This window comes from Leptotrichia sp. oral taxon 221, assembly GCF_018128245.1.
Lineage (GTDB): Bacteria > Fusobacteriota > Fusobacteriia > Fusobacteriales > Leptotrichiaceae > JABCPH02.
This window is the reverse complement of record NZ_CP072378.1, coordinates 1,155,181-1,169,826: the sequence shown is the minus strand read 5'-3', so window position 1 is coordinate 1,169,826 and position 14,646 is coordinate 1,155,181. Positions and strand designations below refer to the sequence as shown.

Annotated in this window: 18 protein-coding genes; all 18 read left to right on the top strand. The window is 27.2% G+C overall.

Features of this window, described 5'->3' with window-relative positions:
* The first annotated feature begins 124 nt into the window (after window positions 1-124).
* Complete coding sequence (gene pnp, locus J4863_RS05140; protein WP_211617733.1) at window positions 125-2,248, top strand: polyribonucleotide nucleotidyltransferase; 2,124 nt, start codon at window positions 125-127, stop codon at window positions 2,246-2,248.
* Window positions 2,249-2,292: 44 nt separating this feature from the next.
* Complete coding sequence (pgsA, locus tag J4863_RS05135; RefSeq protein ID WP_211617732.1) at window positions 2,293-2,838, top strand: CDP-diacylglycerol--glycerol-3-phosphate 3-phosphatidyltransferase; 546 nt, start codon at window positions 2,293-2,295, stop codon at window positions 2,836-2,838.
* Between the two features lie 19 nt (window positions 2,839-2,857).
* Window positions 2,858-3,127 carry a YggT family protein gene (locus J4863_RS05130; RefSeq protein WP_249111475.1) on the top strand — a complete coding sequence of 90 codons (270 nt, stop codon included), beginning with the start codon at window positions 2,858-2,860 and terminating at the stop codon, window positions 3,125-3,127.
* 143 nt (window positions 3,128-3,270) lie between these two features.
* Window positions 3,271-3,798 carry an immunity protein YezG family protein gene (locus J4863_RS05125; protein WP_211617731.1) on the top strand — a complete coding sequence of 176 codons (528 nt, stop codon included), beginning with the start codon at window positions 3,271-3,273 and terminating at the stop codon, window positions 3,796-3,798.
* A 48-nt stretch (window positions 3,799-3,846) separates the two neighbouring features.
* Entirely contained in the window at window positions 3,847-4,506 is a 660-nt protein-coding gene (locus J4863_RS05120; protein ID WP_211617296.1) for an NAD(P)H-dependent oxidoreductase, read from the top strand.
* 167 nt (window positions 4,507-4,673) lie between these two features.
* Window positions 4,674-6,338 (top strand): AAA family ATPase, encoded by a 1,665-nt coding sequence (locus tag J4863_RS05115; RefSeq protein ID WP_211617730.1) that lies wholly within the window; start codon window positions 4,674-4,676, stop codon window positions 6,336-6,338.
* A 26-nt stretch (window positions 6,339-6,364) separates the two neighbouring features.
* Window positions 6,365-7,204 carry a hypothetical protein gene (locus J4863_RS05110; RefSeq protein WP_211617729.1) on the top strand — a complete coding sequence of 280 codons (840 nt, stop codon included), beginning with the start codon at window positions 6,365-6,367 and terminating at the stop codon, window positions 7,202-7,204.
* Between the two features lie 244 nt (window positions 7,205-7,448).
* Complete coding sequence (locus tag J4863_RS05105) at window positions 7,449-8,174, top strand: helicase (protein WP_211617728.1); 726 nt, start codon at window positions 7,449-7,451, stop codon at window positions 8,172-8,174.
* Between the two features lie 225 nt (window positions 8,175-8,399).
* Entirely contained in the window at window positions 8,400-8,567 is a 168-nt protein-coding gene (locus tag J4863_RS05100) for a hypothetical protein (protein ID WP_211617727.1), read from the top strand.
* A 122-nt stretch (window positions 8,568-8,689) separates the two neighbouring features.
* Window positions 8,690-9,247 (top strand): hypothetical protein, encoded by a 558-nt coding sequence (locus J4863_RS05095; RefSeq protein ID WP_211617726.1) that lies wholly within the window; start codon window positions 8,690-8,692, stop codon window positions 9,245-9,247.
* Window positions 9,248-9,294: 47 nt separating this feature from the next.
* Entirely contained in the window at window positions 9,295-9,417 is a 123-nt protein-coding gene (locus tag J4863_RS09490; protein WP_256438985.1) for a hypothetical protein, read from the top strand.
* Window positions 9,417-9,809, top strand: coding sequence for a hypothetical protein (locus tag J4863_RS05090; RefSeq protein WP_211617725.1), 393 nt, complete (start codon window positions 9,417-9,419; stop codon window positions 9,807-9,809). Before J4863_RS09490 ends, J4863_RS05090 begins: the two co-directional genes overlap by 1 nt.
* 147 nt (window positions 9,810-9,956) lie before the next feature.
* On the top strand, window positions 9,957-10,367 hold the full coding sequence (locus J4863_RS05085; RefSeq protein ID WP_211617724.1) for a hypothetical protein: 411 nt from the start codon (window positions 9,957-9,959) through the stop codon (window positions 10,365-10,367).
* A 27-nt stretch (window positions 10,368-10,394) separates the two neighbouring features.
* On the top strand, window positions 10,395-10,661 hold the full coding sequence (locus J4863_RS05080; RefSeq protein ID WP_211617723.1) for a DUF4258 domain-containing protein: 267 nt from the start codon (window positions 10,395-10,397) through the stop codon (window positions 10,659-10,661).
* A 5-nt stretch (window positions 10,662-10,666) separates the two neighbouring features.
* Window positions 10,667-11,287, top strand: coding sequence for a DUF1871 family protein (locus J4863_RS05075; RefSeq protein ID WP_211617722.1), 621 nt, complete (start codon window positions 10,667-10,669; stop codon window positions 11,285-11,287).
* Window positions 11,288-11,675: 388 nt separating this feature from the next.
* On the top strand, window positions 11,676-12,227 hold the full coding sequence (locus J4863_RS05070; RefSeq protein WP_211617721.1) for an ankyrin repeat domain-containing protein: 552 nt from the start codon (window positions 11,676-11,678) through the stop codon (window positions 12,225-12,227).
* Between the two features lie 117 nt (window positions 12,228-12,344).
* Window positions 12,345-13,865 (top strand): glutamate--tRNA ligase, encoded by a 1,521-nt coding sequence (gene gltX, locus J4863_RS05065; protein ID WP_211617720.1) that lies wholly within the window; start codon window positions 12,345-12,347, stop codon window positions 13,863-13,865.
* 186 nt (window positions 13,866-14,051) lie between these two features.
* On the top strand, window positions 14,052-14,546 hold the full coding sequence (locus tag J4863_RS05060) for a hypothetical protein (protein ID WP_211617719.1): 495 nt from the start codon (window positions 14,052-14,054) through the stop codon (window positions 14,544-14,546).
* Window positions 14,547-14,646 lie beyond the last annotated feature (100 nt).

The window sequence follows — 14,646 nt, the reverse complement described above, 5'->3', positions numbered from 1 at the left end:
TAAAGAAGGTTAAGAGTAAGTAATTATAAAAATTTTTATTTTAAGGATATATTTCATTTATAAATAAAAGTTTTTATTATTATTTGCTCCCTTCTTAAAAAATAAAAAAAGTAGGAGGAATTAAATGTTTGATGAAAAAACATACGAGTTTCAAGTCGGAACTCAAACTATAAAATTAAGTACAGGGAAAGTTGCTAGACAAGCTGGTGGATCAGTGATGATTCAAGCTGGTGGAACGGTGTTGTTAGTGACTGCAACTAGAAGTAAAGATGTTAAAGATGGGCAAGATTTTTTCCCATTAACAGTAGACTATATTGAAAAATTTTATGCATCAGGGAAATTTCCTGGAGGATTTATAAAAAGAGAATCAAAGCCTTCAACTGAAGAGATTTTGATTTCAAGATTAATTGACAGACCAATAAGACCTTTATTTCCAGAAGGATTTTTAAATGCAGTTCATATTGTAATAACTGTAATGTCAGCTGATGGAATTAATCAACCTGAAAATTTAGCTACAATAGGAGTTTCGGCAGCATTGGGATTATCAGATATTCCATTTGCAGGAACTGTAGCTGGTGTAACTGTTGGATATATTGATGGAGAATACATTTTAAATCCAACTGCTGAACAATTGGAAAATGGAGATATTCATTTGTCGGTTGCAGGAACTAAGGAAGCTGTAACAATGGTTGAAGCTGGAGCGAGAGAAGTTTCTGAAGAAGTTATGTTGGAAGCAATTATGTTTGGGCATGAAAAAATTAAGGAAATTTGTGCTGAACAAGATAAATTTTTATCACAATTTGAAATTGAAAAATATGAGTTTGAAAAAGCTGAAGTAGATGCTGAAATTAAAGAATATTTGGATTCGTATGAAAAAGAATTAGAAGAAGCGATTATGACACCAGGTAAATTGGAAAAATATGAAGCTATTGATAATTTAGAAATTAAATTGTATGAAGATTTCTTGAATAAATTAGAAAGTGAAGAAAAAGAAATTTCTGAAACTTTAGAAAAAGAATTTAAGAATTATTATCATGATTTAGAGAAAAAAATAGTGAGAGAAGCTATTTTGTACAAAAAATATAGACCAGATGGAAGAGAAACTAAAGAAATTAGACCGATTGACGTAGAAATTGATACATTGCCAATTCCTCATGGATCAGCATTGTTTACAAGAGGAGAAACACAAGCTCTAGTAGTTGCTACACTTGGAAGTAAAGCGGATGAACAAATTGTAGATGGAATGGAATCAGAAACTAGAAAAAAATTCTTCTTGCATTATAATTTTCCACCATATTCAGTAGGAGAAGCTGGGTTTATGAGAGCACCTGGAAGAAGAGAATTAGGACATGGAAACCTAGCAGAAAGAGCGTTAAAATATGTTATGCCGTCTGAAGAAGAATTTCCGTATACAGTAAGATTAGTTTCAGAAATTACTGAGTCAAATGGTTCATCTTCACAAGCTAGTATTTGTGGTGGTTCACTTGCATTAATGGCTGCTGGAGTACCTATAAAATCAACTGTTGCTGGAATTGCGATGGGACTTGTAAAAGAGGGAGATACTTTCACAGTGTTGACTGATATTCAAGGATTAGAAGACCATTTGGGAGATATGGATTTTAAAGTAGCTGGGACTAAAGATGGAATTACGGCTATTCAAATGGATATAAAAATTGAGGGAATTAATAGAGAAATAATGGAAATTGCCTTAAAACAAGCGTTTGAAGGTAGAATGTTTATTATGGAAAAAATGGAAGCAGTAATTAGTGAACCAAGAAAAGAAGTTTCTGAAAATGCACCAAAAATTGAATTAATGAAAATAGATCCATCGAAAATAGCTGGATTAATTGGGCCTGGAGGTAAAACAATTAAAGCTATAATTGAGGAAACAGGAGTTTCAATCGATATTGAAGATGATGGAAATGTATCTATTTTTGGTAAAGATTCTGAAGGAATGAAAAAAGCGCTTGAATTGGTAAAAGCTCAAACACAATCAGTAGAATTAAATGCAGTATATGATGGAAAAGTTACAAAAATTACTAAATTTGGAGCTTTTGTTGAAGTATTACCTGGGAAAGAAGGATTGTTACATATTTCAGAAATTAGTGATAAGAGAGTGGCTAAAGTTGAAGATGTATTAAAAGAAGGTCAAATTGTAAAAGTAAAAGTTATTACTTTAGAAGATGAAAATAAATTTAATTTAAGTATGAAAGCATTAATTTCAAAAGAAAATAAAGAAGAAAAATAAATTTCTATAATTTTGAAAATATTTTATAAAAGGAGGAATTTTATATGAATTTACCTAATAAATTAGCAACATTAAGAATGATTTTGGTTATTCCATTTGTAATTTTTCTTGGAATAGCTTTGAGTACAGAAAGTACAGGTTTATCAATTTTTATGAGAATATTATCCTTTGTTATTTTTGCAGGAGCTTCAATCACAGATTATTTTGATGGGCAAATTGCAAGAAAACATAATATGGTAACAAATTTAGGGAAATTAATAGATCCTTTAGCTGATAAATTATTAGTTATTTCAGCATTGGTTGTTCTTACAAAATATGATCAAATAAGTTTATGGTTTGTATTGATTATAATATTTAGAGAGTTATTAATAACAGGATTGAGAGCAATTGTAGCAAATGAAGGTGTAGTTATTGCTGCTGAAAAATTAGGAAAATGGAAAACAGCAACACAAATGATAGCATTATTATTAATCATTTTATTCCCTATGAGTTTTTTTGTAAATAACATATTATTGTTAATTCCAGTTATTTTAACAGTACAATCTGGAGTTGAATATATGCAAAAAGCTAAAAATATACTTAATAAATAATAGTTGTGAGGAAAATTAAATGATAGGAATACTTGTAAAAATAATAGATATCTATTCACTTTTAATAGTGATTTCAACTATTGGTTCATGGTTTAATTTTAGAAATAATAAATATTTTAAATATGCTGAAATTCTTTTTGACTATATTGATAAATTGACGGAACCATATTTGAAATTATTTAAAATATTAATACCAGTTGGAGCTGGATCAATTGATATCTCGCCTATAATAGGGTTAACATTATTAAATTTTGTGAAAAGAATACTTGTTGGAATGGTCTTTTATTAGGCCATTCTTTTTTTTGAAAAAGAAGAGAATATTTCAATCTGTTATTTCATAATTTTTTAAAGTAAATATGTTTGCAGTTCTTAAAATCGTTTGATATAATATTAATATAAAGATTTTAAAAATAAAAAAATGGGGTGTATTTTATGTTAAAAAAATGGCAAAAAGATTTTTTAAAAACACTAAATGACATGCTAAAAGATACAGTACATCAGCTAGATTATGTAATGCCAGTTGAATGGGAGAAAATTTATTTTCATGGAGATGTGATTAATAGATTTGGAGTATTCTATTTTTATTTTAATACAAAGGAAAATAAAAAATACAGTTATTATAATGATATTCCTAAAATATATAATGTATCGGAAAGAGAATATAATGAACGTATTGAAAATTTGTATGATGCATTTTTGTTTTTGGATGACTTATTTTTAGAATATAAACGAACAAATTGGAAGTCTATAACGATAATTGTAGATAAAAAAACAATTGAAACATATTTTGACTATACAGATTGGCCAAATAGTCCTTTTGATTCAAAATCATTGGTGAAATATTTTTTTAATCATAAATATTTGGGAGAAATGCCAAAAACTGAGGAACAGAAAAAATTATTTAAAGAAATTGAAAAGTATCAGAAACGAGTGGTTCCATATAGTTTAAGTCGAATATAATATATTGAAATAAAATTATATAAAAAATAATAGAAAGAAGTGATTGAAATGACAAAAAATGAAGAAATATTGGAAGTATTTAATAAAAGATATGCTTGCAAAAAATTTAGTACAGAAAAAAGAGTGTCTGATGAAGATTTGAAGACAATTTTGGAAAGTGCGAGATTGTCACCGAGTTCATTTGGTATGGAGCCATGGAAATTTTTACTTTTGAGAAATGAAGAAATGAGAAATGATTTTAGACAATTTGCTTGGGGAGCTTTGAATAGCTTGAATGGAGCAACTGAAATTGTGATAATTTTGGCAAGAAAAGATGTTACTGGGGATAGTGAATATTTTAGAGATAATTGGAAAAATTTGAAGAAAGTTTCTGATGAAGCTTTCGAAGCGGTGAAAGATAAATTTACAAAATTTCAGAAAGAACATTTAAAATTATTGGAAAATGAAAGAACACTTTTTGACTGGGCTTCAAAACAAACTTACATTGCACTTGGAAATATGATGACAGTTGCGGCTTATTTAGGAATTGATAGTTGTGCGATTGAAGGATTTAATAAAGAGCAATTGGAAAAATATTTGTCAGATATGGGCCTTCTTGACTTGAATGTATATGGAGTTTCTGTGATGGTAAGTTTTGGGTATAGGGATGAAGAACAACCTAAAAAAATAAGACGAGAGTTAAAAGATGTTTTAGAAATAATTGAATAAAATTGTAGCAAAAAAATTGAAAGCGAATATGAAAAGAGGACTTAACCAGTCCTCAAATTTATTTAAAAAGAAAGCGTCACAGAGCATTCAAATGGCTTTATTTTAAATATCAGATTGTGGTATAATTAATGTATAAATTCAAGGAAAATAAAAGAGGGCGTGATTTTATGAGAAAAAAAGCTGTTCCTGTGGGGATTGAAGATTTTAAAGAGTTGATACAAGAAGGATATTATTATATAGATAAAACTTTACTAATAGATGAAATGTTAATGAACAGGTCGAAAGTTACATTATTTACAAGACCACGTAGATTTGGAAAAACATTGAATATGTCGATGTTGAAATATTTTTTTGATGTAAAAGATAAAGAAGAAAATAAAAAACTTTTTGAAAATTTGAAAATATATAATAGTGAATATATGAGTGAACAGGGTAAATATCCTGTAATTTTCATTTCACTGAAAGATTTAAAAGGAAATACTTGGGAAGAAAATTTTATGTTAATAAAAAAACATATAAAAAATTTATACATGGAATTTTATGGTTTAAAAGATAAATTGAACCCTATTTTTAAAAATGATTTTGAAAAGATAGTTATGGAAAAAGAAGAGGCTGACTGGATTTATTCTCTTAAAAACTTATCAAATTATTTGTACGAATATTATGGAAAAAGTGTAATAATTTTAATAGACGAATACGATGCTCCAATAATAAATGCTTTTGATAAAGGTTACTACAATGAAGCGATAAACTTTTTTCAAACATTTTACAGCTCAGCACTAAAGACTAATAATTCATTGAAATATGGTGTTTTAACAGGGATAACAAGAATCATAAAAGAAGGAATATTTTCAGGTTTAAATAATCTTTATGTAAATACGATTTTAAGTAAGGATTATTCAGAATATTTTGGACTCCTTGAGAGCGAAGTGATTGAAATGCTTGAGTATTTTGACATGAAATACAAAATTGAAGAAGTTAGAGAATGGTATAACGGGTATATTTTTGGAGAAAGTAAAGTGTACAATCCTTGGTCTATTGTAAATTATGTGAGAGAAAAAGAAATCAAGGCATATTGGGCAAATGTTTCGGGGAATACGCTTTTGGAGAATATGCTTGATCATGCGGGAGAAAGTGTTTATGATGATTTAAAACGGTTTACTGATGGAGAAAGCATTGAAAAATATATTTCGGATGGAACAACGATAAAAAGTCTTTTAAATAATGATGATGAAATATGGCAATTACTTTTATACAGCGGGTACTTAACAAAAGACGAAAAACAAAAAGAAATAGATGTAACTTCAGAATATACAGATGTTTATAACTTGAGAATTCCAAATAAAGAAATACGAAAATATTTTGGTAATATGTTTTTAAATAGATTTTTTGGAACAGAAGTAAAAACTAACATTTTGATAAAAGCGCTTGAAAATGGAGATATTAAAAAATTTGAAAAGACATTGGGAGAAATAATGATAAATATGCTGAGTCATTTTGACTTGGATAAGGAAATGGAGAAGATTTATCAGGTGTTTATGATAGGGCTTGTAGGATTTTTGATGGGAAAATATGAGATTATTTCAAATGATGAAAGTGGATATGGAAGATATGACCTTGCGATGATCCCTATAAAAAGTAATGAGAAGGCTTATCTTATGGAATTTAAAATATCGAAGACGAAAAAGGGGATGGAAGAGAAAGCGCAGAAGGCGTTGAAGCAGATTGATGAGAAGAAATATGATACGAAATTGAAGGCGAGAGGGATAAAGAATATTTTGAAGATTGGGGTTGCATTTTATGGGAAAGAAGTGAAAGTTGTTTTTAAATAGAGGTTTAAGTAAAGGTGGGAAATAAAGTGAGTTTAAAAAAAATAAAAGAAAATTTTTTTGAAAATTTAAAAATGAATAAATTTGATTTATTAGTAACAGTAATTAATGAAATAGGTAATTTTCCATATATAATGTCAGATATATATTTTAATAATGAAAAAGTAAGAAGTGGAGAATATCAAGGATTAGGTATAAATATCGGGTGGAATGATGAAGATGAGACAGCATTGTATATTTTTGAATATGAAAATGAAATAGAAGATATAGAAAGGGTATATTATACTTATGAAGAGATGTTATGTTATCTTTTAATGTATCACTTGCAACATATGAATGAATATTCTGATATGATAGCTTTTGTAGAGCAGGAATTTTTAAATTATGTCAATCATATAGATGAATCAAAAAAATATAAAATAAATATGGATTTAAATAGTATATTTGAAAGAGACAGATTAAGAAATTTTTTAATTAATTATGTCAAAAAAGAAAATCAATACAATATCGGAGCTATAAATTTTCATAAAAAAAAGATAGGATATTCAGATATAAATATACTAAAGAGATTTCTATCATATTTATTAGGGAAAGATGTATTAAAAGAGTTTTTATCTAATCCACAAAAAAAATTTGGAATAAATCTAAAAAATTATTTTATTGATGATGGATATAATGAAATTTATAAGTTAACTATAGATAAATTGAGTATAAATATTGAATATTACTGTAGAGGTATGGGGTCTAATGGAAAATTGTTAGTTGGAGAACGTGGAATATTTTATGGAGATAGAAAAAGTTCTGATAAGTATATCAGTGATTTTATAACAAAAAAAGAAGCAGAAAGGTTAATTCAAAAAAAAATATAAAAGAGAAAAAGAAAATATAGAAATAATTTCTAAAAAAGACTTTTTGAAAGAACTTGAAATTATTGTTAATGCTTATGAAGATATTTATAATGATAAAGAAGTTCAAAAAATGTTTGAAAACTTTAAAGAAAATTTTTAGGAGAGAGTGTGTTCAGAATTTTGTGCAAATTCAAAATCTAAAATATAAATTAAGATGGCATCCCATTATCTTGATTTTATAAATTCTACGAAAGGAAAAAAAGAAATGAAAAAAGTAGAAAGAGCAATTCGTTTATACAGAAAAGTAAATGCAAATGAAACGATGGAAGAAAGGCATAAAAAAGTTATGGAAGGACTATCAAAACTGGAAGCACCTTTAGGATTGGAAGATAGTGAGATTCCAGAAGTGCCAGATTTTGGTGTAGAAATAAGAGCCTATTATCGTACAAAAAATTCTAAAACAAAAGGAGTTTCGATATCAGGAGATTATATATGGAGAGATGAAAGTTCAGAGAAAGGAAGATGGGATTCTCTGGAGTATGATTTTAAAATAACATATAAGTTAATAAATTATAAGAAAATAATATACAATGATCTTCCAAAAGTGATAAATATTTTTGATCCTTATGTTGCTGATTTATATGTAGCTTATAATGGTGCTTATGAGGAAGGAAGAACTCCGGAAACAAGAACTTATGGAGAAAGTATAAATCCTGAATTTTTAAAACTGAAGGAGAAAAATTGTAACATAGGAATGCTGGGAGATGTATTATTTACACTATCTCCAGTGATGTACTTCAATGAAGAAAGTTATAATAAGCTGATAAAAGTACCAAAGGAAGAGCTTCTAGAAAGACTCAAAGGGAAAGCGAAGGGAGTTCAGTTACTTGAAAAGGGTATATACATTATCTTTAATGACAAGGCAGATATTACTTATGAAGAATTTGTGGAAATGAATAATATATTTAAGCCATTACTGGGATTAATCTAAAAGAAATTGAAAATGTCCAAAATTTTTGTGATAGTTATAGAAATATTTAATAATATGAATAGAAAAAGTGGAATTTTCTTATAAATAGAGCTTTAAGTAAAGGTGGGAAATAAAGTGAGCTTAAAAAAAATAAAAGAAAATTTTTTTGAAAAAGTAACTGATTATATTGGAAACTTCCCTATAATTAAAGAATAAAACAAAATAACATTTTTTGAAAGGATATTTATGAAGATAAAATTAAAATTACAAAATGGTTGGAATAATGAATTAGAAGTATTAGGTGCTTATTGTAGTATTCCATATATATATGATGATAAAAGACTTCTCATGTTTAATGGAAAAAATATTGGTATTGAAATAAAAACATATGGATTCAATTACCAGAAAGTTTAAAAAAAGAAATATACAAAACTTCTTTTGAATATTTAGTAGCTAAAAATTTTTTATATTTGAAAAATGCTCTAGTAAAAATAAATGGGATAACAGCATATCAATTAATTAGTTCAGATATACAAATGGAAAAAATTTTTGAAGATTTTAATAGAAATGAAACAATGATGATGTTTGAAACACATGGAATATTTCCAAATGAGGTATTTTCATTATACGTACAAACTAAAGAAGATATTTATATTGAATTTGATATGGATGATATAATAAAGGAAAATTTTTTTCAAAGAAAAGAAAAAATAGAAAAAGAATTAAATGAAAGTTATAAAATTGGTAGATTAAAAGATATCTATAATCAAATTGAAAATGATGAAATCAAATTAATAAATACTAGTATTACAGAAAATAATATTTCAAGAGAAGAATGGAAAGAAAGAATACTAAAGATTTTATCTTATCAACCTTCAGAAATTGATAATTTTTTTGAAGCATTAACTGAGTTGTGGAACTTAATATCTATTGATAAATATTTATCATGCAATGTAGAAAATTTAAAAGAAAAATTGGGATATTGGGTTTTAAATATATCTTATTATTTAAATACAGAAAAAGAAAAAAGTATTATCTCAAATATAAAAAAAAGATTAAATATTAAAAGTTTAGATTATATGCTTGGAGTATAAAGAAAACAAAATGGGAAATAAATGGTGCTTGGAACAGTATTGATTTTATGACTGAAACAACAAATAGAGGTATTCATTGGGAAGGGACTTCACCAAGTGGAGTAAAAATAGAAGGATTTTTAAATAAGAAGGGAACAAGAGCCTTTCCAATGTATGAAGGAGGAAACTAATGAAAGTGAAATTTTTTTATAAGATAGCTAAAAATGGAGAATTATGGTCTCCAGACTGTGATGTTATAGATGATGAAAAATATGATGTTAATTACTCACGTTATTTAGCTGGAGCTGTATGGGAGATGAGATATGTTTCAGATGTAGATTATGAACTGGAAGAAATAAAAAGAGTGGAGAGTGGGGAAATAGAGTGCTTTAAAACAGGAACAGAGATATTTTTCACTTCCGTATATAAAGACAGGGTAGAGTTTGAATCGGACTTTTATGATTGGCCAGACTGGAGTTGTACTTTAGAAGAATATAAAAGAGTTCTGTTGGGGAAAAAAGCATTTTTAATGTTGCCAAAAGAATTAGAAAGTTATTTAGAAATAAAAATAAATGATTTGTAAAAAGTGTCCATAATTTTGTGTAAGCTCAAAATATAATAGTTTATCATGTGTGTAAAAATTTTTGTGTAAACCTCTAAATAATATATGGTAAAATAACTATATAATATTTGAGAAATTTACCCCATACAAAAAGGAGAAGTGAAATAAATGAAACAAAATTATTTAGGAACTTATGGTGTTTTAAAGGGTTCTTATATGGAATCAAGATTAAAATATTATGATTTTGAGAGTACAAAAAAAGTATACGGAGATCCAACTTCTACAATATTAAAGTGTGTAAGAGATGATGAGAATGAAGAATACATACTAGTAGAATTATTAACAACCCATGAAAAAATGAGAATAAAAAGAGAAGGATATGAACTGACAAGTAAACCAAAATTTGATATAGGTGATAAAGTTAAATTAATTAAATATCCTGATAAAAAAGCAACTGTTAGAAAAATTTATTGGCATGATAAAGATAAAAGAATTTATTATCTTCTTGATGTTGAAAATGATAAAAGAAAAAGTGCAAGCAGATATTATGAAGATGAAAATAAGTTTGAAAAAATATAAGTAAAATAAGGGATAGTCCAAAATTTTATGCAAATTAATAGAAAATCTAGTAAATTCAACACTTCGCTATTCTATTTACACAAAAATTTTTATACTCTCGCATTTGAAAGAATGCAACAAAGAGGAGTTTCTCGTAAAGATGTAGAGTATTTTATAAAAAATGGAAAAGTACTAAAACAAGCTGGAGAAAAATATGCGTACATAACAGAAAAAGGAACTCTTATTACAACTTATTCTTCAGCATATTATGATGCTTCAATGAAGGAAATAGTGAAAAGATTATTTGGAAAGTAGGTAAAATGTTAAAAAATAGAGAAGAATTATTAGAGGTAATAAAATTTGGAAATGATATAAAAAAGGTTATAAATAAATGGGATCCCATGAATTTAATATATTTTGACTTAGATGACGAATATGAAACGGAAATTAAAGAGATTAGAGACGAAATTATTATAAAAAAAATTATGACTGTAAATGATCTTTCTTTATGCATAAGAAATATTTTTAAAAATAAATTTTCTGATGAATATAGTTCTAAACCCAACATTGAAATTGAAAAATCAAAAGAAATTTTAGATTTTTCGAAAAAATATAATCTTCTGGATATCGAGTTTGATAATCTTAAAAAAATAGAAATTAAAATAGATAATAAAAATTTAGATCATTATATGGAACAATATATAAAGATAAAAAAAATAATAAATGAATGGGATCCACTAAAAATAATGGATATAGCTTTAGATAATGAATATTGTAATGAAATAAATGATATCGTAAATGTTGTGAATGAACAACTAACTATTTTTGAATTAAGTAAAAAAATACATAATATTTTTAAAAATTCATATTATTGTATGTATAATGTTAAAAAATATGAAGAAATTAAAATAGCCAAAAAAATATTAAATAGTCTATACTAGAAGTAGAGAGAATCTATAATTTAGAATAGTAAAGTATTGAATTTACTGGATTTATTTTGAGAGTGTACAGAATTTTGTGTAAAGGGTGTGTAAAAATTTTTGTGTAAACCTCTAAATAATATATGGTAAAATAACTGTATAATATTTGGAGGTTTTTGTTATGGCTAAAAAAAATTTTTCTGTTAAAATATAGTTATAGAAATATTTAATAGTCTGAACAGAAAAAGTGAAAGTTGCTTATAAATAGAGGTTTAAAGCAAGATGTGGAAAAGAATACAAAACAGTACCATTATTAGAGTATAAGCCAGATTATATAAATAATATACAAAATATAATTCAAAAACAACAAATTAAAATACCTGCAAAATAATAGGAAGGAGATATCAAAATGTCAAAATATAAAACAATATGGGCAGCAGTAAGATTTGGAACATTAAAAGATGTTATAGAAATATTCAAAAAAGGAGATGAAAAAATTGGAGATGCATCAGGAGATAGTATATTATTTCATGCATTAGCAAATACTAATAGCATTGCACGTTATGAAATTACTAATTTTTTAATAAATAAAGGAGCTGATGTTAAAGTAGTAACAGAAGATGGAATGAGTATGTTTTTTCCATTATTTTCTTATGGACGACGAGATACAATAAAAATGACAATATTGTGTAAAACATTATTGGAAAAAGGTGCGGATATAACAACAATATATAAGAAAGAAAAAACGGTTTCATTCAAGGAATTATTTAATATCGGTACTCCTGAAATAGAAATGTTACCACTATATCAACTGATATTTTCTCAACCAGGACTTCCTCTTCTAGCAAAGGATAAATGGGGACTAACAGTAATTGAATTTGCGAGAAGATCTAATAGGCCGATAGCAGTGAAAATGATGGAAGATTATGTAAAGAAATATAACCTAAAAGAAGAAAATTAGAATTTTTAGATAACCGTTGTTGTAAAATTGGAATTTACACAATAGTTGTTGCACAATAATTCATTTTATTATATAATATAAAAAGAATAACAAATAGATAGGAGAAAAAGAGAAAAAATGTCAAATAATGATAACAAAAGAGTAAGAGTTAGAATAGCACCGTCTCCAACTGGAGATCCACATGTGGGAACTGCCTACATTGGTCTTTTTAATTATGTGTTTGCAAAACATAATGGTGGAGACTTTTTATTGAGAATTGAAGATACGGATAGAACTAGATTTTCTGAGGATTCGGAACAACAAATTTTTGATGCGATGAAATGGCTTGGACTTAATTATGATGAAGGTCCAGATGTTGGTGGGGATAGAGGTCCTTACAGACAGTCTGAAAGATTTGAAATATATAAAGAATATGCTGAAAAATTGGTAGAAAAAGGGGAGGCATATTACTGTTTTTGTACACCTGAAAGATTGCAAAAATTGAGAGAAAGACAAACTGCAATGAAACAAGCACCTGGATATGACGGTCATTGTAGAAACCTTTCTAAAGAGGAAGTTGAAGCTAAATTGGCTGCAGGAGAACCTTATACAATTAGATTGAAAATGCCTTATGAAGGGGAAACTATTGTAAATGATGGTTTAAGAGGAGAAATTAGATTTGAGAATAGTAAAATTGATGACCAAGTATTGTTAAAATCTGATGGATTCCCTACTTATCATTTGGCAAATATCGTGGATGACCATTTAATGGGAATTACACATGTTATTAGAGCTGAAGAATGGATTTCGTCTACGCCTAAACATATTCAATTGTACAAAGCGTTTGGTTGGGATGAGCCAAAATGGTATCACATGCCACTTTTGAGAAATGCGGATAAAACTAAAATTTCTAAGAGAAAAAATCCAGTTTCATTGAACTATTACCAAGAAGAAGGATATTTGAAGGAAGGACTTTTAAATTTCTTGGCTTTAATGGGATGGAGCTTTGGAGAAAATAAAGAAATTTTTACAATTGAAGAAATGATTGAAAACTTTTCGTTTGATAAAATCTCGCTTGGAGGACCTGTATTTGACTTGGTTAAATTAGGTTGGGTAAATAATCATCATATGAGATTGAAAGATTTAGACGAATTGACTAAACTAGCGATTCCGTATTTTGTGAAAGCTGGATATTACGCTGACGAAAACTTATCTGATGAAGAATTTGCAAAATTGAGAAGAATTGTAGAGATTTCAAGAGAGGGAGCTCATACTTTGAAAGAATTACCTGAAATTTCATCAATTTACTTTGAAGATGAGTTTGAATTGCCAGTTGTTGAAGAAGGAATGAACAAAAAAGCGAGAAAATCTGTTGAAAGATTGAGAAATTCATTGGAAACAGAAGTTGGTAAAAAATCTATCGAATTATTTGTAGAAAAAATTAATGCTTTAAATGAAGAAATCTCTGAAGAAGAAGCAAAAGAAATTTTACACGGATTGCAAGATGAACTAGGTGAAGGACCAGCAGCAGTATTAATGCCACTTAGAGCAGTTGTTACTGGAAAAGCTAGAGGAGCTGACTTGTATACTGTAATTGCAGTTATTGGGAAAGAGAGAACTTTGAAGAGAGTTCAAAATACTTTAGAAAAAATTAGATAGTTTTTTGGAAAATTATTAAAATTAGAAAAATTTAGAATATTAAAAAAGGAATTTGAGATATTGGTCTTGGATTTCTTTTTTTATTTCAGAACAATTGAAAAAATCATGTTTTATTTGGAATTTTATTTTTTATGCGGTATACTTATGTTGAATCAATTTTAAAAATTATTTATGAGGAGTGATAAAATGAAAAAATTCTTATTATTTATGATGATGTTATTTTCAGTGACTGTTTTTGCAGGAACTGTCAATGCAAAAGTTACAAATAAAATCAATTTTGGGATTTCTCCAAAAGAATTGAAAAATATTATAAAAAGTGAGCCACTATCAAATTCGCATGATAATGGAAATTATGCTGTTTATTATTTTGTAAATGTGGAAGATCCGTTGGGTGTAAAAAGAGAGTTAAATAGTTTTGCTTTTTCTGATAATCAGTTGTTCTCGGCAGTTTTTGATTCACCTACGACGGATGAAGAACATGCAAAAATAATTGAGGATTACAAGAAAAATGCGAGTAAAGTTTTGAAGGAAAAATTGAATGTGAAAGAGCGAAAAGGAGAATTATTGTTGTATAATTCAAAAAAATTGATAGAAATATATAGAATTATGGATCATACTTTTATAACATCTGCTCTTTATAATTCTGAAAAATTGGCTGAAATTTTGAGTGATTATGAATAAGTTTTGTTTTTAGAGTTTCATAAAAGAAAAAAACTGTATTTGAATTAATTTTCATTTACAGTTTTTTTATATTATTGTATTTTTAACCCATGTGTGCTAA

Excerpts from the sequence above, each read along its gene's own strand:
- pnp (WP_211617733.1), top strand. The coding sequence starts at position 125 with ATGTTTGATGAAAAAACATACGAGTTTCAAGTCGGAACTCAAACTATA.
- pgsA (WP_211617732.1), top strand. The coding sequence starts at position 2,293 with ATGAATTTACCTAATAAATTAGCAACATTAAGAATGATTTTGGTTATT.
- J4863_RS05130 (WP_249111475.1), top strand. The coding sequence starts at position 2,858 with ATGATAGGAATACTTGTAAAAATAATAGATATCTATTCACTTTTAATA.
- J4863_RS05125 (WP_211617731.1), top strand. The coding sequence starts at position 3,271 with ATGTTAAAAAAATGGCAAAAAGATTTTTTAAAAACACTAAATGACATG.
- J4863_RS05120 (WP_211617296.1), top strand. The coding sequence starts at position 3,847 with ATGACAAAAAATGAAGAAATATTGGAAGTATTTAATAAAAGATATGCT.
- J4863_RS05115 (WP_211617730.1), top strand. The coding sequence starts at position 4,674 with ATGAGAAAAAAAGCTGTTCCTGTGGGGATTGAAGATTTTAAAGAGTTG.
- J4863_RS05105 (WP_211617728.1), top strand. The coding sequence starts at position 7,449 with ATGAAAAAAGTAGAAAGAGCAATTCGTTTATACAGAAAAGTAAATGCA.
- J4863_RS05100 (WP_211617727.1), top strand. The coding sequence starts at position 8,400 with ATGAAGATAAAATTAAAATTACAAAATGGTTGGAATAATGAATTAGAA.
- J4863_RS05095 (WP_211617726.1), top strand. The coding sequence starts at position 8,690 with ATGGAAAAAATTTTTGAAGATTTTAATAGAAATGAAACAATGATGATG.
- J4863_RS09490 (WP_256438985.1), top strand. The coding sequence starts at position 9,295 with ATGACTGAAACAACAAATAGAGGTATTCATTGGGAAGGGACTTCACCA.
- J4863_RS05090 (WP_211617725.1), top strand. The coding sequence starts at position 9,417 with ATGAAAGTGAAATTTTTTTATAAGATAGCTAAAAATGGAGAATTATGG.
- J4863_RS05085 (WP_211617724.1), top strand. The coding sequence starts at position 9,957 with ATGAAACAAAATTATTTAGGAACTTATGGTGTTTTAAAGGGTTCTTAT.
- J4863_RS05080 (WP_211617723.1), top strand. The coding sequence starts at position 10,395 with ATGCAAATTAATAGAAAATCTAGTAAATTCAACACTTCGCTATTCTAT.
- J4863_RS05075 (WP_211617722.1), top strand. The coding sequence starts at position 10,667 with ATGTTAAAAAATAGAGAAGAATTATTAGAGGTAATAAAATTTGGAAAT.
- J4863_RS05070 (WP_211617721.1), top strand. The coding sequence starts at position 11,676 with ATGTCAAAATATAAAACAATATGGGCAGCAGTAAGATTTGGAACATTA.
- gltX (WP_211617720.1), top strand. The coding sequence starts at position 12,345 with ATGTCAAATAATGATAACAAAAGAGTAAGAGTTAGAATAGCACCGTCT.
- J4863_RS05060 (WP_211617719.1), top strand. The coding sequence starts at position 14,052 with ATGAAAAAATTCTTATTATTTATGATGATGTTATTTTCAGTGACTGTT.